Source organism: Pseudomonas sp. RIT-PI-o, assembly GCF_001297215.1.
In the GTDB taxonomy this organism is placed as follows: Bacteria; Pseudomonadota; Gammaproteobacteria; order Pseudomonadales; family Pseudomonadaceae; genus Aquipseudomonas; species Aquipseudomonas moraviensis_A.
Genome location: NZ_LHPA01000013.1, coordinates 1 through 22,835, shown reverse-complemented (window position 1 = coordinate 22,835; position 22,835 = coordinate 1). Strand labels below are relative to the sequence as shown.

19 protein-coding genes, 1 rRNA gene and 2 pseudogenes are annotated in these 22,835 nt (G+C 59.8%); 8 read left to right on the top strand and 14 right to left on the bottom strand.

What is annotated here, in order from left to right; genetic code table 11:
* Nucleotides 1–4: 4 nt before the first annotated feature.
* The 5 genes and pseudogenes from AEQ63_RS05770 to AEQ63_RS05755 form a co-directional block, all read right to left on the bottom strand.
* The gene (locus AEQ63_RS05770) at nucleotides 5–637 is read right to left on the bottom strand and encodes a LysE family translocator (protein WP_064362114.1); all 633 of its coding nucleotides are present in this window, start codon (nucleotides 635–637) and stop codon (nucleotides 5–7) included.
* Between the two features lie 73 nt (nucleotides 638–710).
* Entirely contained in the window at nucleotides 711–1,310 is a 600-nt protein-coding gene (locus AEQ63_RS05765) for a flavin reductase family protein (protein ID WP_064362113.1), read from the bottom strand.
* A 171-nt stretch (nucleotides 1,311–1,481) separates the two neighbouring features.
* Nucleotides 1,482–1,919 (bottom strand): annotated as a pseudogene (locus AEQ63_RS29235) (methyl-accepting chemotaxis protein); the annotation flags it as partial.
* A gap of 102 nt (nucleotides 1,920–2,021) precedes the next feature.
* Nucleotides 2,022–2,708 (bottom strand): annotated as a pseudogene (locus tag AEQ63_RS29230) (PAS domain-containing protein); the annotation flags it as partial.
* Nucleotides 2,709–2,912: 204 nt separating this feature from the next.
* A complete protein-coding gene (locus AEQ63_RS05755; protein ID WP_064362111.1) occupies nucleotides 2,913–4,226 on the bottom strand; it encodes an MFS transporter in 1,314 nt (437 codons plus the stop codon).
* 314 nt (nucleotides 4,227–4,540) lie between these two features.
* On the opposite strand from AEQ63_RS05755, the gene AEQ63_RS05750 reads away from it, so the two are divergent.
* Nucleotides 4,541–5,959 carry a short-chain fatty acid transporter gene (locus AEQ63_RS05750; RefSeq protein WP_042609688.1) on the top strand — a complete coding sequence of 473 codons (1,419 nt, stop codon included), beginning with the start codon at nucleotides 4,541–4,543 and terminating at the stop codon, nucleotides 5,957–5,959.
* Between the two features lie 56 nt (nucleotides 5,960–6,015).
* Here the strand turns inward: AEQ63_RS05750 and AEQ63_RS05745 are convergent, their stop codons facing one another.
* Together AEQ63_RS05745 and AEQ63_RS05740 are read right to left on the bottom strand one after the other, a co-directional pair.
* Nucleotides 6,016–7,050, bottom strand: coding sequence for a hypothetical protein (locus tag AEQ63_RS05745; protein ID WP_152972331.1), 1,035 nt, complete (start codon nucleotides 7,048–7,050; stop codon nucleotides 6,016–6,018).
* A gap of 141 nt (nucleotides 7,051–7,191) precedes the next feature.
* Entirely contained in the window at nucleotides 7,192–7,482 is a 291-nt protein-coding gene (locus AEQ63_RS05740) for a nucleotidyltransferase family protein (protein ID WP_064362109.1), read from the bottom strand.
* A 148-nt stretch (nucleotides 7,483–7,630) separates the two neighbouring features.
* Between AEQ63_RS05740 and AEQ63_RS05735 the strand changes: the two genes are divergently transcribed.
* From AEQ63_RS05735 to AEQ63_RS05725, 3 genes are all read left to right on the top strand, one after another.
* Nucleotides 7,631–9,331, top strand: a complete 1,701-nt coding sequence (locus AEQ63_RS05735) for an acid phosphatase (protein WP_064362108.1) — start codon at nucleotides 7,631–7,633, stop codon at nucleotides 9,329–9,331.
* A 119-nt stretch (nucleotides 9,332–9,450) separates the two neighbouring features.
* Complete coding sequence (locus tag AEQ63_RS05730) at nucleotides 9,451–10,623, top strand: hypothetical protein (protein ID WP_064362107.1); 1,173 nt, start codon at nucleotides 9,451–9,453, stop codon at nucleotides 10,621–10,623.
* Between the two features lie 175 nt (nucleotides 10,624–10,798).
* Nucleotides 10,799–11,323, top strand: a complete 525-nt coding sequence (locus AEQ63_RS05725) for a lysine methyltransferase (RefSeq protein ID WP_064362106.1) — start codon at nucleotides 10,799–10,801, stop codon at nucleotides 11,321–11,323.
* A gap of 9 nt (nucleotides 11,324–11,332) precedes the next feature.
* On the opposite strand, the gene can is transcribed toward AEQ63_RS05725, so the two are convergent.
* Nucleotides 11,333–11,977 (bottom strand): carbonate dehydratase, encoded by a 645-nt coding sequence (can, locus tag AEQ63_RS05720; protein WP_042609683.1) that lies wholly within the window; start codon nucleotides 11,975–11,977, stop codon nucleotides 11,333–11,335.
* Nucleotides 11,978–12,117: 140 nt separating this feature from the next.
* Here can and AEQ63_RS05715 point away from each other — a divergent pair, with 140 nt between their 5' ends.
* On the top strand, nucleotides 12,118–12,522 hold the full coding sequence (locus AEQ63_RS05715; RefSeq protein ID WP_064362105.1) for a hypothetical protein: 405 nt from the start codon (nucleotides 12,118–12,120) through the stop codon (nucleotides 12,520–12,522).
* Nucleotides 12,523–12,621: 99 nt separating this feature from the next.
* On the opposite strand, the gene rimI is transcribed toward AEQ63_RS05715, so the two are convergent.
* Both rimI and AEQ63_RS05705 read right to left on the bottom strand, forming a co-directional pair.
* Nucleotides 12,622–13,074, bottom strand: a complete 453-nt coding sequence (gene rimI / locus AEQ63_RS05710; protein WP_064362104.1) for a ribosomal protein S18-alanine N-acetyltransferase — start codon at nucleotides 13,072–13,074, stop codon at nucleotides 12,622–12,624.
* Nucleotides 13,067–13,813 (bottom strand): hypothetical protein, encoded by a 747-nt coding sequence (locus AEQ63_RS05705; protein ID WP_042609680.1) that lies wholly within the window; start codon nucleotides 13,811–13,813, stop codon nucleotides 13,067–13,069. The genes rimI and AEQ63_RS05705 overlap by 8 nt, the downstream gene beginning before the upstream one ends.
* A gap of 242 nt (nucleotides 13,814–14,055) precedes the next feature.
* Here AEQ63_RS05705 and mksB point away from each other — a divergent pair, with 242 nt between their 5' ends.
* The 3 genes from mksB to mksF are packed head-to-tail and all read left to right on the top strand — an operon-like array spanning nucleotide 14,056 to nucleotide 18,864.
* Nucleotides 14,056–15,336 (top strand): Mks condensin complex protein MksB, encoded by a 1,281-nt coding sequence (gene mksB / locus AEQ63_RS05700; protein WP_161806067.1) that lies wholly within the window; start codon nucleotides 14,056–14,058, stop codon nucleotides 15,334–15,336.
* A complete protein-coding gene (gene mksE / locus AEQ63_RS05695) occupies nucleotides 15,326–16,027 on the top strand; it encodes an Mks condensin complex protein MksE (protein ID WP_016773189.1) in 702 nt (233 codons plus the stop codon). The genes mksB and mksE overlap by 11 nt, the downstream gene beginning before the upstream one ends.
* Entirely contained in the window at nucleotides 16,024–18,864 is a 2,841-nt protein-coding gene (gene mksF, locus AEQ63_RS05690; RefSeq protein ID WP_064362102.1) for an Mks condensin complex protein MksF, read from the top strand. Before mksE ends, mksF begins: the two co-directional genes overlap by 4 nt.
* 183 nt (nucleotides 18,865–19,047) lie before the next feature.
* On the opposite strand, the gene AEQ63_RS05685 is transcribed toward mksF, so the two are convergent.
* From AEQ63_RS05685 to rrf, 4 genes are all read right to left on the bottom strand, one after another.
* The gene (locus AEQ63_RS05685) at nucleotides 19,048–21,351 is read right to left on the bottom strand and encodes a PqiB family protein (protein ID WP_064362101.1); all 2,304 of its coding nucleotides are present in this window, start codon (nucleotides 21,349–21,351) and stop codon (nucleotides 19,048–19,050) included.
* Nucleotides 21,344–21,967, bottom strand: coding sequence for a paraquat-inducible protein A (locus AEQ63_RS05680; RefSeq protein WP_064362100.1), 624 nt, complete (start codon nucleotides 21,965–21,967; stop codon nucleotides 21,344–21,346). The genes AEQ63_RS05685 and AEQ63_RS05680 overlap by 8 nt, the downstream gene beginning before the upstream one ends.
* Nucleotides 21,954–22,613 carry a paraquat-inducible protein A gene (locus tag AEQ63_RS05675; RefSeq protein WP_064362099.1) on the bottom strand — a complete coding sequence of 220 codons (660 nt, stop codon included), beginning with the start codon at nucleotides 22,611–22,613 and terminating at the stop codon, nucleotides 21,954–21,956. Before AEQ63_RS05675 ends, AEQ63_RS05680 begins: the two co-directional genes overlap by 14 nt.
* A gap of 147 nt (nucleotides 22,614–22,760) precedes the next feature.
* A 5S ribosomal RNA gene (gene rrf, locus AEQ63_RS29225) occupies nucleotides 22,761–22,835 on the bottom strand; the annotation flags it as partial.

Here is a 22,835-nt window from a genome sequence, read left to right as displayed (position 1 = left end):
TCGATCAGCGATTCGCCACCAAATGCACCCCAAACAGCAAATAGCACCCACCTGCCAACCGATCCAGCCACTGGCGTGACCGCTCGTAGACACCGGCAACCCGACGGCTGGCGAAGAACAGGGCGACGCTGCAATACCAGCTGAACGACAGCGTGGCCATGGTCATCACGGCCAGCGCCAGCAGGAGCGGCGGTACGTGGGCCGGCATGGCGGTGGCGAAGATGGTGGCGACGAACAGTGCCGATTTCGGGTTGGTCATGTTGCCGAGGAAACCGCGAGCGTAGACGCCGAAATAAGTCTGCCGGGGCGCAGCCGGCGTACCCGGGGCAATCGCAGCCTTGCGCTTGAATTGCTTCACTCCCAGATAAATCAGGTAGCAACCGCCGGCAATCTTGAAGCCCAGATAGAGGGTCGGCGCGGCGCTGAACAGCGTCTTGATTCCCAAGCCGCCGGCAAGGCCCCACAACACCGTGCCGGTGGCCACGCCCAGCGCAGCCACCACGCCATGTCGGCGCGAGTGACTGGCCGCGAGTTGCGCGATGTTGAAGAAATTCGGCCCGGGCGTGACCACCGCCACTGTCCACAACAGCGTAAGCGACAGCAAAGGGGCCAGATATCCGGCAACAGAAACGTCCATGAGCGTTGCGCCTGTCAGGTGAAATGAGACGTCTACCTTGCTACATCCGCTGACGGTTTTCCATCAACACCCGTTAAACCGCAAGCGTCTTGCCGTCCACTCCATCCCCAATCTTCAGGAAATGCCCGCCCGCAACATGATGCAGCGTGCGCAATCCATCCTGCCCTTCGAAATGCCAGCGCCCATCGCTGAACACACGCTCGTCCGCCTGGGCGGCTATGACTTCGGCGAGGAACAGGTCGTATTGCTCGTGATTGCGCGGCTCCGGCAGCAGGCGGCATTCGAGCCAGGCGACACAGCCTTCCAGCAACGGCGCTTCAATGTGTTCGCCCGCGAAGGCGTGCAGGCCATACGCCTGAAATTTGTCCTTCCCCTGATCGCGGGTGATTTCCAGGCCGGACGTGTTGCCGACGGTTTGCACAATATCGGCCTGATTGACGCACGGCACGTTCAGCACAAAGGTGCCGGAGGCTTCGAGCAACTGGCGGGTCCAGGTGGATTTGTCGAGGACGACGGCGACTTTCGACGGTTCGAAATCCAGCGGCATGGCCCAGGCGGCGGCCATGATATTGCGTTGCCCGTCGTGAGCGGCACTGACGAGAACGGTCGGCCCGTGATTGAGCAGGCGATAGGCTTTGTTCAGGGGTACCGGACGGCGGTGGGAGTCGCTCATGGGATCTGCTCCGGGGGAAAAGGAGCCGATTGTAGCGTTGTCACTGGAGAATCACAGAACCTGTAGGAGTGAGCCAGCTCGCGATAACGGTCTGCCAGTCAACATCAAAGTTAAATGTCAGACCGCTATCGCGAGCAGGCTCACTCCTACAAGGGAACGATCAGTGCGGTGTCAATGGGATAGCTGATTGGCAAACTGCCCCACCGCATCCACCACTTTTTGCGCACCGTCCTGAATCTCCACGATCACCGTGCCCGCCTCCGCTGCCAGTGCCAGGCCTTGTTCAGCCTGAAGCTTGCCGTCGGTCATCAGCGCCACGGCGCTGCGGGCCATTTCCTGGTTCTGCCGCACCACGCCGACGATTTCGTCCGTCGCCTGGCTGGTGCGCGAGGCCAGTTGCCGGACCTCGTCCGCAACCACGGCAAAACCACGGCCCTGTTCGCCGGCACGGGCGGCTTCGATGGCGGCGTTGAGCGCCAGCAGGTTGGTCTGTTCGGCAATGCCGCTGATGGTTTTGACGATGGTGCCGATCACCAGCGACTGCTCGTTCAGCGCCTCGATCCCTTCACCGGCCGCTTGCATGTGCCGTGACAGGTCACGCATCACGTTCACCGCTTCGGTGACCACCGTGGTGCCGCGTTGCGCGGTGCTATCGGTTTGTTGCGAAGTGCTGTAAGCGATGCTCGCTGCGTCGGCAACCGCTTGCTCGCGGTTGACCTGATCGGTGATCACCGTGGCGAACTTCACCACTTTGTACAGTTTGTCGTTGGCATCGACCACCGGGTTGTAGGACGCCTCAAGCCACACCGTACGGCCATGGCTGTCGATCCGCTTGAAGCGGCCTGCGACGAACTCACCGCTGTTCAGGCGCCGCCAGAAGTTCTGGTACTCGGCGCTGTTGTATTCTTCCGGGGCGCAGAACGTGCGGTGATGTTTGCCTTTGATCTGGGCCAGGCTGTAACCCATGCCGTTTAGAAAACGATCATTGGCGCTGAGCACATTGCCGCTGAGGTCGAACTCGATCACGGCAGTGGAACGCACCAGCGCGCCGATCAGGTTTTCATGCTCGCGTGAGGCTTCGATGGTGCGGGTGAGGTCGCTGGCGTAGAAGGAGATGTGTCTGATCCGGCCATCGGAGGCGCGTACCGGTTGCACGATCGAACGCAGCCACGCCTCGCCACCATTGCCGCGCAACAGGCGCACGGCGCCGGCGAAATGCTCGCCACGGCTCATCGAGTTTTTGAAGCGCTGGTGGAATTCGTCGGTTTTGACGTGGGCCGGCACGATGTCTTCGATCGCTCGGCCGATCAAATCCTGGCTCTTGTAGAACATTTCACTGAGGAAGTTCTGGTTGACCGAACGAATCCGCCCGTCGGGCTCAAGGGTCAGCGCGAGCATTTCGCTTTCCAGGCTTTCCTTCACTTGTACAAGGCTGGAGAGTTCTTCACGGAGAGCGGCCAGCTCTTGCTTCAAGCGTTTATTGAACATGGGAAAGCACCGATGGCAGGGTAGTAAGCGGATACAACCTAGCCATCGGCCTTGGAGAGTTTTTCTGAAGCCAGCTCAAGATCCGTCAGTCGAAAATACTGCAGCGCGGTCCGCTCAGGCCGCGCCCGCCGCCTGACACGGCCCCGTGCGCGGCATGCGTGCAGCGAAATACGCCGCTGTCAAAATCCCCACCGCGCCCATCACTGCACAGAACATCACGCAGATCCATGGGCTCCACGGCATCAGACCAATCAGCAGCAGCGGTGAGATACTTGCCCAGGCGGCGTAGGCAATGTTGTAGGTGAAGGAAATGCCCGACACGCGAATCCGCGCCGGGAACAACCCGACCATTACCGAAGGCACCGCACCCACTACCCCACAAGCCAGACCTGCGACCGCATAGGCGATGCCAGTCCAGTGCCCCCCCGTGTTCAAACAGCCATACAACACGCCAATGCCCAATGGCAGCAACAGGCTGTAGAGCATGACCGTACGCCAGGCGCCAATGCGGTCGACCAGCAGCCCGGCGATCACGCAGCCGATATTGAGAAAAACGATGCCCAAGGCACTGAGGCCGAAGGTGTGGCTGGCGGTCATGCCAAAGGTTTTCTGCATCATTGTCGGGGTGATGACGACGAACACCACCACCGCCGAGGTCAGCACGCAGGTAAGCAGCATCGCCGGCAGCATGGCCAGCCGATGCTCACGCAATACCGTGCGCAGCGGCAGCTCGACCCGCGCCTCGCGTTGCGCTTCCATGGCCATGAACACCGGGGTTTCGCTGAGCCAGCGACGCAGATAAACGCCCACCACGCCGAACACGCCACCGAGCAGAAACGGGTAGCGCCAGGCGTAATCGAGAATTTCAGCGGAGGTAAAGACTTGCGCGAGGAAGGTCGCGGTCAGTGCGCCGATCAGGTAACCGAAGGTCAGGCCAGCCTGCAAAAATCCGAGGGCGTAACCGCGATGCCCGATAGGCGCGTGCTCGGCGACGAACACCCAGGCACTCGGCACTTCGCCGCCCACGGCCGCGCCCTGCAGAATGCGCAGCGCCAGCAACAGCAAGGGTGCGAAATAGCCGATCTGTGCGTAGGTCGGCATGATTCCGATCAACAGGCACGGCAGCGCCATCATCAGAATGCTCAGGCTGAAGACTTTTTTGCGGCCCAGGCGGTCGGCGAAATGCGCCATCAGAATCCCGCCCAGTGGCCGCGCCAGATAACCGGTAACGAAGATGCCGAAGCTCTGCAGCAATCTCAGCCACTCGGGCATTTCCGGCGGGAAGAACAGCTGACTCAGGGTCAGCGCGAAGAACACGAAAATGATGAAATCGTAGATTTCCAGCGCCCCGCCGAGCGCCGCAAGGCCGAGGGTCTTGTAGTCGGAACGGCTGAATGGCGCCGGTCGGGCTGGGGAGTGGGCAGTCATGACAAAGAACTCAGGCATCGGCAAAAACCAAGGCGCCCATGGTCTACGCAAATGCATGGATCGACAACCCGTCAGACCATAGTCTCGGTTTGCGAAAACCTGCTCAACAAAAGCGCTGCGCTTGATTTACTGTTAGGGCCTGTCTGCCGGGCGAATGCGACCCCCTGTAGGAGTGAGCCTGCTCGCGATAGCGCCGGTTCAGTCACCCGATGTGTTGAATGTGACGACGCTATCGCGAGCAGGCTCACTCCTACACAGGGATCTGTGTTTCGCCCGCAAGATCAAAATAACCATAAAAATCCGAGGTACATCCCGTGGCCGTTGATATCGAAGATAGCCGCTCCGCGCGCTTTGCCCTGCGCTGTTCCAGTTTTGCCGAACGCTGGTTTCCCGATTCTTGGGTATTCGCCGCGCTGGCCGTCATCATCGTCGCCCTGGCCACCCTGGCCATGGGCGCCAAACCCACCGCTGCGGCGATGGCCTTCGGTGACGGCTTCTGGAGCCTGATCCCGTTCACCATGCAGATGGCCTTTGTGGTGATCGGCGGCTATGTCGTCGCCAGTTCACCCCCTGCGGTCAGACTGATCGACAAACTCGCCCGCATCCCGAAGAACGGCCGTTCCGCCGTGGCTTGGGTGGCATTGATCTCGATGGTTGCATCCTTGCTCAACTGGGGTCTGTCGCTGGTGTTCGGCGGATTGCTGGTGCGCGCCCTCGCCCGTCGCACCGATCTGAAGATGGATTACCGCGCCGCCGGCGCCGCTGCGTATCTAGGTCTGGGCGCGGTGTGGGCGCTGGGCTTGTCATCCTCGGCCGCCCAGTTGCAGGCCAACCCCGGTAGCCTGCCGCCGTCGATCCTGTCGATCACCGGCGTGATCCCGTTTACCGAAACCATTTTCCTCTGGCAGTCCGGCGTCATGCTGCTGGCGCTGATCGTGATCTCGATCATCATCGCCTACGCCACCGCGCCCGGGCCGAACTCGGCACGCGACGCCGAGGCCTGTGGCATCGATCCGGCCTTCAACCTGCCACCGCTGCAACCGCGCACTCGCCCCGGCGAATGGCTGGAACACAGCCCGTTGCTGATCATCGTGCTGGTGCTGCTGGCCGCGGGTTGGCTGTTCCACGAGTTCTCGACCAAACCGGCGATTACCGCGATTTCCGGCCTGAACACTTACAACTTTCTGTTCATCATGCTCGGCGCGCTGTTGCACTGGCGCCCGCGCAGCTTCCTCGATGCGGTGGCCCGTGCGGTGCCGACCACCACTGGCGTGTTGATCCAGTTCCCGCTGTACGGCTCGATCGCCGCGCTGATGACCACGGTCAAAGGCGCCGATGCGCAAACCCTCGCGCACCACATTTCGACCTTCTTCGTCAGCATCGCCTCCCACGACACCTATGCGCTGCTGATGGGGGTGTATTCGGCGATTCTCGGGTTCTTCATCCCGTCCGGCGGCGGCAAGTGGATTATCGAAGCCCCCTACGTGATGCAAGTCGCCAACGACCTGCAATACCACCTCGGCTGGGCGGTGCAGATCTACAACGCGGCGGAAGCGTTGCCGAACCTGATCAACCCGTTTTACATGCTGCCACTGCTGGGCGTGCTCGGGTTGAAAGCGCGGGACCTGATCGGCTTCTCGTTCGTGCAACTGCTGGTGCACACGCCGCTGGTGCTGCTGTTGCTGTGGGCGCTGGGGACGACATTGGCGTATACGCCTCCGGTGATGCCTTAACCGGCGCCAAGAAAAGAAGCAAGCGGATAACTTGAATTCATCCGTAAATCACACAACTATGACTTGCCTAGCAAAGCATCAAGCTCCAATAGGTAAGTCAATCCAGCTTCTGACTTTATTTTCTCTACAGAGTAAACTTGATCTGATGCGCTGATCGCCGCATCTGCACCTAAAGCCAACGCGCTTCTGATTAGCTGATCTGGTGTCAGCGGGGGATTCGCAGCTACTACTCTTAAGCCTTTATAAACCTCACCAAAAACTCGTCGAAACCAATTTTTCCTCTCAAGTTCAATTTTGTGATTTAGATCTGTGAGCGCTGGCCTAACTATAGTATCCACCATTTCAACACCGACCCTTACAACCTCCTCAGAACTTACACACTCTTCAATTGCACGCTTCAAGTCTACTGACAGCTTAAACATAGCAGACCAAAATAGAGGCAGTTGATCTCTTAACCTTTCGCGAGCTTCAAGAATCACTTCAGCAGGAGCGCCCACCGTCGCCGGAAAAAACATCTCAACCGATTTAATTGCCAACAAGGCCGCTAAGGCCTTTGCCGTTGTAGTTCCCTGCATTGGGATAGCCGAGGTATTTACGTTCCCAAAGCCGCCAACGACTGGTATATATCCGCTGCTTATTAAGTTAGACAACTTGTGATCATCTTCACTTACTAGATTTAAAGGAACCTTGCTAACTCTGTATGTATTTAGCTCACCTGGCGAACCTTGTTTAATTAACTCCGCAAGAAGTGGGACACCTCCATCAAAAGCATCGGTCTCTATAACATTCCCGAACAGCTCGTGATTTTTCATTGCTGTACTAAAGCACATACCCAAATAATTATAAGCAGTATCTTGCTGGGCCGGTGTAAGCCCAAAAAATGGATGTTCAACACCAGGTGACAAAGGTGCAAAAGACAATTCATCAGACCACTTTCGATCAACATTAAGTCTATATTTTTTTGAAAACTCCAATACAAACTCAATGTTATTAGGGAGATACACCCGCTCAAACAAAAGACCCAGAGCCGTAACAGTCGCTTGACTGGGGATAGCCAACCCAGAGCAATACACAGCTTTAAACGAGTTCATTGAGCGCACACATCACCTTATAACCAATAAAACTTTACCAACAAGCAATCTCGCTCATGTCAAACGCCGGACCTAAAACATTAGGACATTAGTCCAACAACTCCGACTAGTGCGATATCACCACGTCTAAAATTTACATTCTTATACGGGACGAGCATGATCAAGAACCTGCTGACGAAATTTCAGCGGCAGGTCTCCCGGCGTCAGCAGGTCAACCGAAACACCGAGCAGATCCTCGAGCTCAACCTGCAGACCGCCGAGATCAAACAAGGTGGCGCCGGGCAGTGGATCGACCAGCAGATCGAGATCACTGCCTTCCAAATCAGTCCCCAACACCGCGGAGCCAAACACTCGGGGGTTGGCTACCCGGAATCTGCCGACAACCTCACGGACGGCAGCACGCTGCAGATCAAGAGCAATGGAGGGCTTCATGGTTCACCGTGGCCAGATTCGATATCGCAGCAGTCTAGCAGTGCCGAGGTAGGGGAGACACCGCTCCCTGTGTCACCCCACCGTCACATTCCCTTGCTAGCGTCCGCCCGAAACATACTGAAACATTTAAGCAAAAAACGGGCGCGACATGAACGACGATGCAGGCAGCAAAGACCTCTCCTCGCCAGAATCCGACAACCCCACAGACACCAGCCGCCGTCGCTTTCTCGGTGGCGTCGCGGTGCTCGGTGTTGGCGCCACGCTGGCCGGGTGCAGCAACGCTAGCGATCCATCGGGCAAACCGGCCGAGCGCCCACTGTCCCCGGCCGAGCTGGACAAAGCTCTGCGCGATCAGGTGAAAACCGTGGTGGTGATCTACGCCGAGAACCGCAGTTTCAATAACCTGTTTGGCAATTTCCCCGGCGTCGAAAAACCGCTGTCAACGCTCAAACCTGCCGAGTACCAGCAACGCGACCGCGACGGCAGCCTGCTGCAAACCCTGCCACCCGCCTGGGGCGGTGTGTTGCAGATCGGCCCGCAAACCCTCGACGGCGTGACCTATCCCGGCGCCACGCAGTTCCAGGAAAACCTGCCGAACGCCCCCTTCGCCCTCAAAGGCCCGAACGGTGAGGACTTGCCGCTGGGCCTAGTGACCCGCGACTTGTGGCACGTGTTCTATCAGAACCAGATGCAGATCAATGGCGGCAAGAACGACGGTTTTGTCGCCTGGGCCGATGCCGGTGGCTTGACCATGGGCCATTACGCGCAAAGCCGTTATTCCCTGCGCCTGTGGGACGTCGCGCGGGAATTCGTGCTGTGCGACAACTTTTTCCAGGGCGCCTTCGGTGGCTCGTTCCTCAACCACCAGTACCTGATCAGCGCCACCGCGCCGTTCTATCCGGACGCTGCCCATTCGGTAGCCAAGAGCCAGATCGCCGCGTTGCAAAGCGATGATCCGGCGGATCCGCGCCTCAAACCGCTGGCGCAATCGCCGGACAGTGCCATGACCGGCCCGCCGCAATTCGGGCCAAGTGCGCTGACGCCGGACGGTTTCGCGGTCAACACGCTCGCCCCGCCCTACTGGCCAACTTGGATCCGTGACCCGGAGCGCCCGGCGTACTCGAAACCTGATCTGCCCAACGTCCTGGTACCGCAAACCCACGAGCACATCGGCGATAAGCTGTCGAAGAACAACGTCGACTGGGCCTGGTACGCCGGGGCATGGCAAGCGACGCTGGAGCAATACAAGGATTCCGGCGGCATTCCAAAGATTCCGAATTTCCAGTACCACCACCAGCCGTTCAACTACTTCCAGCTGCAAGGCCCGGAAAACCCCGTCGAGCGCAGCAAACGACTGCGCGATGCCGGTTTGGGCGACGAGTCGAGCAGCAATAAGTTCTTCGCCGATGCCGAGGCCGGCAAGTTACCCGCCGTGAGCTTCTACAAACCTCAGGGCAATCTGAACATGCACGCCGGCTATGCCGATGTGGCGTCCGGTGACCGGCACATCGTTCGGGCGCTGAAAGTGCTGCGTGAAAGTCCGCAGTGGCAAAACATGGTGGTGATCGTCACCGTCGATGAAAACGGCGGCTGGTGGGATCACGTCGCACCGCCCAAGGGCGATCGCTGGGGCCCGGGTTCACGCGTACCGGCCTTGGTGGTGTCGCCGTTTGCGCGCAAGGGCACGGTGGATCACACGGTCTACGACACGGCGTCGATCCTGCGGCTGATCACCCGTGTCTTCCAGTTGGAGGCCCTCGACGGCATCAAACAACGTGACGACGCGATGATTGCCCGAGGTCAGAAACCCATGGGCGATTTGACCAACGCCCTGCATTTTCAGGCCTGAAGGAGAGTCCTGCGGCGTGCTGCAAAAATCTGCAACTGATGGCTTCTCTGTGCAACACGGCTGATCCAATATGAGGCGCCCCCCAAAACGGGGGAACCCACGCTGAAAAGGATCTGAGCATGCTCAAACTAGCAGGACTTACCCTCACCGCGCTCGCGCTAAGCGCCGCCGCCCACGCCGATGTCGACGTGAAACTGGGCAGCACCGAACGCGTCACGCGGCTCTTCGCCTACCCCAACAATTGCAGCGTGATCTGCTTCCGTAACTGGACGCTGGAGCAGACCGTCGCTCACTACCTGAGCCAGAGCGTGCAGCGCGATGGCTACGCCGATGCCAAGGTGCTGGTGAAAACCGACAACGATCAGCTTTACGCCGAGATCAGCGGCGTGCCCGATGGCTACGACAAGCCACTGTCAGCGTTGCTCGACGCCGGGGATCTGGCCTTTACCGGCGCCAGCAAGCTGAATGCCGATGGCAAATGGGCCTATAGCTGGTATCTGTTCCTGCCGCTGGGCATGGCCCTGGAAAATCGTAAAAGCGTCGAGCTGCTGCACTTCCCGCCGGATTACTCGCTGACGCAGGCGCAGGATTACCTGCGCTCCAATACCACCGATCGCTGGGCAACCTTGCTGACCGATAACGGCATCCCCGCCGAGCAGACGCCGGCTTACCAGACCATCATCGACATCGCCCCGATCGCCGCGCCGTCCAATGCCGGCGGTGATCTGGAGGACGTCTACGACTACTTCAAGGATTACCAGACCACGCTGGTCAAGCAGTTCAGCCAGACCGCCAGCGGCACGACACTGCCAATGGTTGCGTTTGGTGCGCCGGTGCGTAACTGGATCAAGGAGCAATACGGCCCGACGGTGGGCGTGCTCGGGCTGGCGACCATCAGTCCGAGCGAAGGGGTGAAAGTGCCGGTGCTCGGTTCCAACCATCCGAGCTACATCTGGTACGCCGCCGATTCGAAGAGCTATGCCGGCGACGATGCCCAGGCCAAGGCTGACGCGGCAGGCCTGAAAGTCATGGGCCAGGATTTGAGCGCCGCCTGCTGGCAGGCCGGCATGGGCAGCAAACCGGGCAGCGATGCGCAGGCCACGCTGAGCAGTTGCACGCAAACGTGGCAGGTGACGCAGAAGGTCAAAACCTGCGAGTTGTTCTATACCTCGATCCGCGATCTCAACGCCGAAGAAGCGGCTGCCAAGTGCGCCACGCCACCGGTCAAGACACAACTGCAGCAGTTGAAAGCGCCCCTGCCCGCGGCCGCTGTGCCCGCACCGGCTCTGTAATCCTGGCTGGAGCGACCCCGCGTCAGTCAATGCTGACGCGGGATAACGTCGATCACGCCTGTCAGGTTTGACAGTAGACCGAATGTGGCAATTGCGCGACGCTTGGATCCAATCATGCATCGCCAGGCGAGGCATGGGCACAACCCGGAGGCACTCCCCACCAACAAGGATCGTTATGAACAATCAAGCCATGGGCCGGCACCCGCCCCGCGATACCGAAGGCATCTATCCCTTCGCCGGACTTCCCGTGCGGCTGGGCTTTCCATCCTGCGACGACTTTCAGATCATCCGCGACGAACAGGGCATGGCCACGGCGGTGGTCGCGCGCCGCGAGTTTCTGCGCATCAGCCGAATGTGCCGGGTTTCCGGGCAGTTACTGCCCTACCGCAGTCGACAGACCCGTCAGCTGCAATCCGGCATCCACGTTTACGACCCACGGTTCTGCGGAGTGCTGGAACACGCCTGCGACCCGAATGTATTTCTCGACATGAGTGAGTTGTGGCTGTGGGCCTTGAAAGATATCCACAGCGGCGAGCGCCTGAGCATTGATTACGCATCGACCGAAGACAAGCTGCTGCGCCAGTTCGCCTGCGATTGCGGCTCGCCGCGCTGCCGTGGCTGGATCACCGGTTACGACGAACCACCCACGCCTGAAGGCCAGCGCTTTTTACAGCGCTGGCGTCATGCAGGCCGGGGCTGAGCGCCGCGGTTACGGCGCGCCGACCGGACGCAAGCGGTATTGCGGCGGCAGTTGCTCGAAACCACTGATGGTGGTGTTCAGACTTTTCCAGCGGCCGTCCTTGATGCCGTAGATGCAGCCGTGGATCGACAGCGGCTGCCCGCGGTGCCAGGCGTTCTGGATGATGCTGGTGTGCGCGACGTTGGCCACTTGCTGGATCACGTTGAGTTCGCACATCCGGTCAACCTGCTCTTCTTCGGTCGCCAGCCTGGACAGTTCCTCACGTTTCTCGTAGTACAGATCGCGGATCGAACGCAGCCAGCCGTCGATCAGGCCGAACTGACGGTCCTGCATCGATGCGCGCACGCCGCCGCAGCCATAGTGGCCGGTGACGAGGATGTGTTTGACCTTGAGCACGTCGACGGCGTACTGGATCACCGACAGGCAGTTGAGGTCAGTGTGAAGGACAACGTTGGCGACGTTGCGGTGCACGAACAGATCACCCGGGAGCATGCCGACGATTTCGTTGGCCGGTACCCGTGCGTCGGAACAGCCGATCCATAGATATTCAGGAGTTTGCTGACGCGCCAGTTTGGCGAAGAAATCCGGGTCTTCCTTGGTGATCGCGTCAGCCCAACGCTCGTTGTTATCAATCAGGTCTTGTAGATCGTGCATGGATAAGGCCTCAAGAAAGATGCGCAGGTTTGATAGACGACCACCCGTCGAAGTCACGCCGCCAGCGCAAAGTGTTTCCGTTGGAATTCTCGCGCGCCCGGTGAGTCCACTCAGTAAGGCCCACAGTATGAGGAATTGCCATGACTGATTCACGACGCCCTTATGATGCGGTGCAACCGGAACCCATCGATGATAACGAAGACCGCATGGGTTCGGTGCACGAGCTGGATTTCGACGATGAAGAGCCCAGCGCGAAGATCGGTGATGAGCTGCCCGAGCGTGAACGTGAACAGCTGATGCCGGCTGAGCGGGTGCGCGAAGCGGGCATGACCGGAGCTTCGGTGGATGATCACCAGCCGACTGACGATGACCTGAGTCCGGAAACGCTGATTCGCCAGGACGGTGCGCGTGATGCCGATGAACTCGGCGAGGGCAATCCAGCGGATTGGGATTTAAGCGAAGTCGGTGAAAACGACATCGGCGGCGGTGACGGGCTGGATGAGGCGGAACTGGCGGATCTGGATCCGCTGAATGGCAAGCGGTGATCGTTGTTGCCTGATGGATTGCTATCGCGAGCAGGCTCACTCCTACAATTGGAACGCGCTCACCTGTAGGAGTGAGCCTGCTCGCGATGCCTTTAAGCCTCAGTCAACCAGGGTGCAGGCCATTACCACCGCATCCTCACGCCCACCCACCGCCGGATAATAATCGCGACGCCGGCCAATCTCGTTGAACCCATAGCGCTCGTACAATTTGAAAGCGGCCGTATTACTGTCGCGCACTTCCAGAAAACATTCCCGAGCCTGAGCCTTGTAGGCAATCGACATCAGGTGCTCAAGCAGCGTCAACCCCAACCCACGCCCCTGATTTTCCGGTTTGACCGTGATATTGAGCAGATGCGCCTCATCGAGAATGATCTGCACCACGCCATGGCCGACTTGCTGCTGACCTTCGAACATCAGCCAGATCTGGTATTTGCCCAGGCCATCGAGAAAGATTCCCCGGGTCCACGGATGGCTGTACGCGGCGTATTCGATCTTCAGCACAGCGTCCAGGTCCGCCTCGGTCATCGGGCGAAAGGTTACAGCCTCACTCATCGGATTGTTTCCAGCGCGCCATCAGCCGACGCATGGCTTGCCACACAGCAGCCTTGCGCTGTGGCTCTTCCATTAACAGTTCCAGACCGGGAATTGCCCAGGCCAGGCCCAGGCCTTCGATCTGCAGTTCACTATTGAACGCTTCGGCGTCCGCCTCCCCGGCAAACTTCACCGCCGGCAAACCGATCAGCCATAAACAGGCGCAGGGTGCTGCTTCCATCTGTACCGAGAGGAAACCCTGCACGAAGTCGCGCGCCGCTTCCGGGCCCTGATCCAGCGTGCCGCGATTGAGCCACGGCCAGCGCACCGGCTCGCCGACGATCTGCGGCGCATCCGGCAGACCGGCGGCGCGCAGCATGTCCTTGAGCAGCAGGTAGGCTGGATCGCGACTTTGAAACGCGTCGCCTGTGGGTAACTCGACCAGCAGCAGGCACCGTCCGGCACGCAGCAGTTGCAGGGCGAAACGCGGCGGAGGCACGGGCGCAGGCTTGACCACCACCGGCGTCTCGTCGACTTCTTCCACCGGTTTGGCGCCGTTGCGGGTGCTCGCCAGCGACGGACGCGGCACTTCGATTTTCGGCCGCTCGGCCGGGCGCGCGGCAGGCTGCGCCGGTGCTTCGGCCTGAGGCACCGGCGCAACCGGCACCTCGACCTCAGGCTCGGGCATCTCCAGCAGCTCGGGCCGCGACGGTGCGGCGAAAGGCAGTTCGGTGCGCGGCAACCAGTTGACCACCTGCATGGCGTTCAGATAGGCGCGGCGGCGGGACTCGATAAGCAAAGGTCGGCCACTTGTGGATAACGAAAAGTGCGCTGATTCTACCGCCCTTCGCACAAGATCGCTTGCTGTTGATCGACGGCCTGCGATGCGCTGGGCCGCTACGTGTTGGCCAAAGAATGCGACAGCCCGTCCCGAGAGTGAATCGCCACGCCTGCGATGCAGTACAATCGCCGCTTTTAATCGCCAACCAGCCGGCCATTCCGATGATCGAACCCAAGCGCGTCTTGCGCGCCCTCGCTGAACACTGGGCACTTCTGGAGCCACTGTGCGAGCACTTCGACCAAGGCACCCTGAGCCTCAACGAACTGCGCACGCAACTGGCCGCCCAACAACTCGACAGCACGCCGCAGGACATCACCAGCCTGCTCGACGTGTGGATTCGCCTCGATATTCTCGTTCCGGTGGCGAAAAGCCCGAACCGTTTCGAGCTCAACGCGCAGATCCACGACTTCCTCGCCTACCTGCGTCGCGAACATCGCCTCGGCCTGTGCCTGGAAATCGAAGCCTACCTGCGGCATCTCGAGCGCCTGGCCGGTTACATCCAGGATGCGTTCGACGTTCGTGACGGCAACGACCTGGCCCGCCAGTTGCGCTTGCTCGACATGCGCGTGCGCGACGTGTTGAAGAAACTCGACAACGACGAACAGGCATTGGTGGCCGTGGCCGAACGCGCCAAGACCAGCGACCGGCAGATTCCGCTGCGCCAGCGTTACGCCGAAGTACTGGCGACGTGGGACGAATACGTCGAGCCGATGATCGATCTGGTCAACGCCGACGGCGCCTTCGAACAAGGCGTGCGCAAGGTCGAAACCGTCCTGCTGAAGATGCTCAGCGAACAGCAGCGCCTCGGCCATCTGGTCGATGACGACATGCTCCTGCGCACCCACGCACGCATCCTCGAAATGCAGACCAGCGCGCAACTGACCCTGCGTCATGCCCGCGAACTGCTGCTGCCGTTGCGTGAAGAAGCGCGCCGGCATAACGCCGTGACCCGCGGCGCGGCACTGGCGCTGGCGGCAATTCGCCGTAAAGGCATCGACGCCGTGCCGCAAGCGGCGATGCCACTGTTCACCCGGCCGCAGAGCACCTTCCTCGGCAGCGCCAGTCAGGTCGAAGCCTATGTTTACGCCCTGGCGCGTTTCGAGCCGAAACCGGCGCGCTTTCCCAAGGCGCACAAAACCCAGAAGACTGGCGACGCTCCGCGTGCACCACGCACCGTGCGCGAGATGGTCGATCGTTGCGAAGAGTCATTGCCGATGCCAGACCTGATGACCTGGCTGCTGGAGCAGGAACCCGACGGCGCCACCGACGAATTGCTTTACTGGTTCTCGCGCCTGTCGCGGGAAAAACGCTTCAAGCGCGAGCGTCTGGAACGTCGCGAATACCACACTCACGAGCACCAGGTCAGCCTGCGCTCCTTCGCCCTGCTCTCGGCCAGCGATACCGCCGCCGAGGATTCTGCGAGCATCCCCCATGCATCTTGATCTATCCGAACTGTCGCAACTGGCGCCGATCTTCCGCGAGTTGTTCAAGGGTTACCACGTCAGCCGCCGCGATCCCGAGCTGTACGCACAGCTGTCGAATTTCCAGGACCAGTACCGCACGCTGTTCAAGGCGCTGGGCTTTGAACTGGTCTGCGATACCCGTGGTTTCTACTACTTCGTGCCAGACATGGCCGCCGCGGCAGTGAACAAGACCGCCCAGCGTCTGGCGCTGTTCACCTTCATCCTCGTCGAGCACCTGGCCGATCAGGGCCGCGACCCGATCGCCGTGCTCGATGGCGGCAGCCTCGGCCGCGAAGAGTTGCCGTCGTTGCTGGATAAATACCGCGACCTGTTCATTCAGGCCGAAGTGCAGACCGTCGAAGAACTCGAAGAAAAAATCATGCGCCGCATGACGCAGCTCGGTTTCGCCGGCGAAGAAAACGGTGTCTACCGCTTCCTGCCGCCGATGCATCGTTTCCTCGATGTGTGTCTGTCGGTGCAGCAGGACCGCGATCTGGCCGCCAGCGTGCACAGCGTTCTGCCGCTACCGGCGCCGGTGCTGATCGACGAAGAAGCCGAAGCGAAATTCCTCGAAACCGACGATCCACTCGATCTTTCAGAGTTTGAAGAAGAAAGCGAAGAAGATGCACTGGCCCGCGCCATTGCCGAAGAACAGGAGTCCGACGCATGAGCCAGGAACGCTACGGCATCCGCCGCTTTGCCCTTTTGAACACCGCCGGTTACAGCCTCGGCCTGTTCCCGCTGGAAGAACCGCTGTCGGTCTACGGCGCGAACAACCTCGGTAAGTCGGCGTCGATCAACGCTTTGCAGTTCCCGATTCTGGCGCGTATGTCGGACATGAGTTTCGGCAAGTACAGCCTGGAACAATCGCGGCGCTTCTACTTCGCTTCCGATACCAGTTACATCCTCGTCGAAGTCAACCTGCCCCACGGCCCGCACGTGATCGGTGTGGTCGGTCGCGGCCCTGGCGGTGGTTTCGGTCACCAGTTCTTCGCCTACGCCGGCAAGCTCGACCTGGCCCACTACCAGAAAAACGACACCTGTCTGCGCCAGAAAGAACTGTTCAGCAATCTCGAAAAAGAAGGCCTGAAAGCTTACGAACTCAAGCCCGACGAGTTGCGTCGCTTGCTGGTGGGCGGTCACACATCGATCCCGCTCGACCTGACGCTGATCCCGCTGCGCTCCACCAGCGAGCAGAGCCTTAAGACCTTCCGCGCGTTGTTCATCAACCTGCTGCACATGCGCGAAATCACCGCGGCCAAGCTCAAGCAACTGTTCCTCGATGCCTTCGAGCACAGCCTGCGTTCGGGCAGCGTCGACTACATCGCCGCGTGCGAAGAAGCCTTCCGCGACGTGCGGCGCATGGAGCAGGATTACAACTCGCTGGTGGCTGCCGGCCCATTGGTCGAAGCCTTGGCCAACGGCGTGAAACAGCGTGACGTGCTGCGCGGCAAACTGCATCGCCTGTCGCCGCTGCTCGATTCCTTGCTCGGCACCTGGTCGGACTACGCCACTGCGCGCAAGGAAGAGCTGACGATTCAGGCCGAGCACTACCGTCGCGAACAGGACGATCTGCAAAACGATCAGCGCGGCGGCACACAGGAACTGATGCGTCTGGAACGGGAAATTTCCGGCATTCAGCGCTGGCTCGGCGAGCTGTCGGTGCTGAAGAACCGCTTCGCCCTCGTCGATGACGCCAAGGTGCTTGAGCAACAATTACTCGCCGCCAAGGATGCCCACGACGAATTGGCGGGTGCCTTGGCACAGTCGCGGCAGTTCAGTGCCGAAGATCTGGAAGAGCGTTTGCGCGATCTGGAAAAACGCCTGAAGTCGGTGAAGCAGCAACTCGATCACGCCGACAACAACAGCTACGCCCGCCTGCGCGAGGAGTTCTCGCAACAGGACGTCGAGCGCCTGATGCGTCTGTTCAACAGCGCGCTGTTCAGCCTGCCGCTGGGCGAACACGGCATCACCCTCGACGAGAACGGTGAGTGGGTCAAATCGGTCGAGCTGATTCTCGATGGCTTCAAAGGCGAGCGCTTCGAAGTGCCGGGCCTCTCCATCGACATCTCGCACATCGAGCCGCCGGCCTTGCAGGCTTTGGCCGACCGCGCCGCGTTGCGCGATCAGAAAGAGCGTCTGGAAAAAGAGCTCAAGCAACTGAAAACCCAGCAAGCCGTGGCCGCCGACCGTGCCGCGAGCAAGACCCAGACCGAAGCGCTGTACCAGCAGGTGCTGGACGCACAGAAGGCGCTGGAAGATTTCCGTCGCACCCAGACGCTGAGCGCCGAAGAAGGCGACAAGCTCGAGCAACTGGCGCAGATGGAAGCCGCGCAGGACGAACTCAAGCGCTCCAGCGATGCCTTCACCGAGCGCGTCCAGCAACTGTCGGCCAAGCTGCAATTGGTCGGCCGGCAGATCGCCGATATGGAAGCCAAGCAACGCACGCTCGACGATGCCTTGCGCCGTCGTCAGTTGCTGCCAGCGGATCTGCCATTCGGTACACCGTTCATGGATCCGGTCGATGACTCGATGGACAACCTGCTGCCACTGCTCAACGACTATCAGGACAGCTGGCAGGGCCTGCTGCGTGCCGATGGCCAGATCGAAGCGCTGTACGCGCAGGTGCGCCTCAAAGGTGTGGCCAAGTTCGACAGCGAAGACGACATGGAGCGCCGTCTGTCACTGCTGATCAACGCTTACGCGCACCGCAGCGACGAAGCCCTGACGTTGGGCAAGGCGCGCCGCGCAGCGGTCACCGACATCGCCCGCACCCTGCGCAACATCCGCAGCGACTACGACAGCCTCGAGCACCAACTGGCGCTGTTCAACCGCGAGATCAACAAGCGTCAGGTCTCCAACCTGCAAAGCTTCCGTATTGTCCTCGCGCCGAACAAGGAAGCGCTCAAGCACATCGACCAGATCATCCATAGCGCAGGCCAATACGAGGAAGGCGAAACCCTGTCGGTGTTCGACCTGAGCCAGAGTGCCGAACAGGACAACAAGAACGAAGAGGCCAAGGAATACCTGGCGCGGCTGGTGGCGGCGAACCACAACCAGCTCGGTCTCAAGGATTTGTTCGAACTGGCCTTCGAGATCACCAAGGTCAATGGCCAACCGGTCATCCACACCGACATCGACGGCGCGGCCTCCAACGGCACGACCATGACCATCAAGGCGCTGACCAACATGTATCTGTTGCTGCACTTGATGGATCGCGATCTGGCCGGCCGCGTGCGTCTGCCGTACTACCTCGACGAGGCGGCGGACATCGACGAGAAGAACCAGGCAGCGTTGCTGGAAACCAGCCTGCAACTGGGCTTCGTGCCGATCCTCGCGAGCGTGAAGCCGCAGGTCTGCGCCAGTGTCGCGATCGACCTGGAAGGCGGCAGCGGTCCGGCGGGGATCTACATTGATGAAGCGGACTGGAAGTACATCCGCCGCCATGATGTGGTGAAAGCCACGCTGAATGTGCAGGCGGATGAGCCGGAGCTGGATGCGGTTTGATCGGCTTTAGCTGAAGGCAATAAAAAGGGCCGCGATCTGATCGGATCGCGGCCCTTTTTTATCGCTTGGATTTTGTGTTGATTTGCCTGGCCCCTTCGCGAGCAGACTCGCTCCACAGTTGGAATGCGTTTCCCTTGTAGGAGTGAGCCTGCTCGCGATAGCGTCGTCCCAGACGCTGAAGAATTACTTACCAAGCTGAATCTTCGGCGCCCAGGTCAGCCATTCTTCCTCGAACTTGTCGAACAGCGGGAACGTCTGCTCGGCCCGCGCCGGATTGCCCATTCGCTCGCCCTCCGGTGTGGCGAAGGCGATGCCGCCCTGAATCAGTGTCTCCAGCGACTCGGTTCGCACCGTCACGCCTTTGAACAACCCGTAATCGAAGCCCACGCCGCTGGTGTTCCAGAAGCGGCTGCCGCTGCGCACCAGTGGCGCGTACTTCGGCTCGATCAGGATGTGCACCAACACCCGGTCAGCCGTCTGGCCCAACTCATAACCGGTGACCTTGCCGACGGTGATTTCACGGTAAGTCACTGGCACGCCAGGCTTCAGCGAACCGCGACGTGCGGCGCTCAACACCAGACTCAAACCGGCTTCCTGTTTAGTGACTTCCGGCGCCTCGGCCAAGGCAACGAAGTTCTTCTGCGGGCCGAGATTCTTCGCCGCTGGCTGGACTTCGATGTACTTACCGGTGACCAGTGTTTCCAGGTTCTGCGTCTTGATCAGACCCAGTTCCGGCTTGACCACCCAGAACTGACTGCCGATTCGGGCAATCTTCTCCGGCACTTCGGTGATGCGCGCGGTGAGGATCACTGACTGCATGTCATCGGTAAGATCGACGCTTTCAATCTTGCCGACATCCAGCCCTTTGAAACGCACCGGCGTACCGCTGCTCAAACCGTCAGCGCGATCGACTTTGATGGTCACCACTGCGCCTTTCTTGTTCGCCTCGTCGTGATCGGCGTACAGACGGAAGCGCGGGATGCGTTTCTTCAACGGCGCATTGGCCTGCGGCGTTTCGAATGCGATACCGCCAGCCATCAGAGTCTGCAGGGATTCACTCTTCACCTGAATCCCGCCGGTCAAGCCACCCGTGAGGGTGATGCCGCTGACGTTCCAGAAACGGGTCGAAGCGTTGACCAGGTTTTCGTATTCCTTCTCGATGTGCACGCCAATGACCAGTTGCTTTTTGGTTCGGGAGAACTGGTAGCTCTGCACTGAACCGACCTTGACCTGCTTGTACAGAATCGGGCTGCCGACGTCGATCGAGCCCAGCGAATCGGTGAACAATACCAAGTGCAGCCCCGGCGAACGCAGATCCAGCGGCGGCGCTTTTGGCCGCGCCTCGAACTCGCGCTTCGGCGCTGCGCCCTTATCGCCCGGACGCACGGCGATGTAGTTACCTTTCACAAGTGCTTCGAGGCCAGTGATGCCGGCCAGGGAAATCGATGGTTTGACCACCCAGAACTGCGTGCCCTCCACCAGGTAGTCCTCAGCCAGCGGATCCAGAGTCAGCTCGGCTGTCGCGCTGTTCAGGTCCGGATCGACTTTCAGCGCTTTCAGGTTGCCGACCTGAATGCCCTTGTACATCACCGGCGTGCGGCCGGCCTGCAGGCCTTCGAAGTCGCTGAGTTTGACCTTCACGCGAATCCCGGCAGCGGCGGCGTCGAAATCCTCATAGAGACGGAACGGCAGGCTCGGGTCGGTCGGCGGGCTGTCCTTGCGATTTTCCGGTGTCGCGAAGGCGATACCGCCAGCGACGATGCTGGCCAGGGATTCGCTGCGCACTTTCACACCGGAGAGGTTGGCGTCGATGCTGATGCCGCTGGCGTTCCAGAATCGTGTATGTTTGCGCACCAGTTTGGCGTAGGTCGGCTCGATGAATACCTTCAGTTCAACGGTGCTCTGATCCTCGGAAAGCACATAGCTTTTCACCTGGCCGACCTTGATCTGCTTGTAGAACACCGGGCTGCCGCGATTCAAAGAGCCGAGGCGATCGGCCTTGATGGTGAGGTGCAGACCGGGCTTGGCGTCGGACAGTGGCGGCTCTTCGGCGAGTGCCTTGAACTTGCGTACCGGTTCGCCCTCTCCAGGACTGATCGCCACGTAATTACCCGAGACCAAGGTTTCCAGCCCGGTGATACCGGCCAGGGTCACGCTCGGTTTGACCAGCCAGAACCGCGTGCTGGTTTTCAGGTACTGCTCGACATCCTTGTTCATTTCGATGGTGGCGATCACTCCTTTGGAGTTGCCTTCATCGTCGAGCTTGAGCGTCTTGACCTTGCCGACCGGCATGCCTTTGTAGACCACTTCAGTCTTGTTGACCTGGATACCTTCGCCACTTTCAAAACGTACCTGAATCTCGATGCCGGTTTCCGACCAGGCACGCCAGCCGAGCCAGCCGCCGATGATCAGCGCAATCAGAGGCAGCACCCAAATAGCCGACCAGTTCGAAGCCGGTCGGGTTTTCGCTACAGGCAAATCAGTCATGGTCGTCGTCCGACTCCGTGTTATCCCAAATCAGTCGGGGATCGAAAGTTACTGCGGCGAGCATCGTCAGAATCACCACAGTGGCGAAGGCGACGGCGCCCAGATTGGCTTCGACACTGGCTATCCGGCCGAAGTTGACGACCGCCACGAGAATGGCGATCACAAAAATATCGAGCATCGACCAACGACCAATGAACTCGATGAAACGGTACATCCAGATGCGCTGACGGGCCGACAATGGCTGCCGGCGCTGCACGGAAAACAGCAACAACGCGATGCCGACCAGTTTGAAGGTCGGCACCAGAATACTGGCAATGAACACTACGGCGGCGATCGGAATCATGCCGTGCTGCACCAGTTGAATCACCCCGGACATGATGGTGCTCGGATCACCCTGGCCCAGAGAACTGACCGTCATGATCGGCAGGACATTCGCCGGGATATAGATGATGGCTGCCGTGATCAACAGCGCCCAGGTTCGGGTCAGGCTGTTCGGTCGGCGAGCGTGAACCTGAGCGCCGCAACGGCTGCAGTTTTGCTCATCGACGTCAGCGTCCTGCCTGTTCAGCTCGTGGCATTCGGTGCACACCAGAATGCCCGCATCAATCGCCCGCATGGGCATCCTCTCCTGATAATGCCTGCCAGATCTGATGCGGTGACATCACCACCTCCAGCCAGACTTGCACCAATAACAAGCCAATGAAACATGCCAGCCCGAGGCCGACGGTGATCGCTGCCATGTCTGCCAGCTTCACGATCGCAACGAGGACGCCCATGAGGTAGACCTCGAGCATGCCCCAGTCTCTGAGGTGGTGGTAAATACGATAGAGCAGCAAGCCATAGCCGCGGCCGACATTGAACCGAATCGTCAGTAGTACAAACAGCTGGCACAGCAACTTGAGCAACGGTATCGCCATACTGCAGAGGAAGACGACAATCGACACTCCTTGCATATCGGTATTGAACAGACCGACCACGCCACTCCACACCGTATCCTGTGACGATTGCCCGAGGATATTGAGTTGCATGATGGGTAAAAAGTTTGCCGGCACGTAAAGTAATAACGCGGCAATCACCAAGGCGAGGCTGCGCTGCACCACATTGTGGCGGTGCGCATACAACTCGTAGCCGCAACGCGGGCAGAGAGCTTTCTCACCGTGGGCAAGTGTCGGCTTGCGCATCAGCAGGTCGCACTCGTGACAGGCTATCAAGTCTTCCAGCGGTAAATCTGACAGCACGGGGGCGTCAACCGATTCTGACATACAGGCTCTGACTCCGAAAAAGATGGGGCTATTCTAGTGTTCTGATTCGAAAATAACTGTGCAATTTTGTTCGCCGCAGCTCTGAAAACTTTCTTGCAGGCAAAACAAAACCCCAACTGCTTTCGCAATTGGGGTTTCGGAATTTAATCTTGACGATGACCTACTCTCACATGGGGAAACCCCACACTACCATCGGCGATGCATCGTTTCACTGCTGAGTTC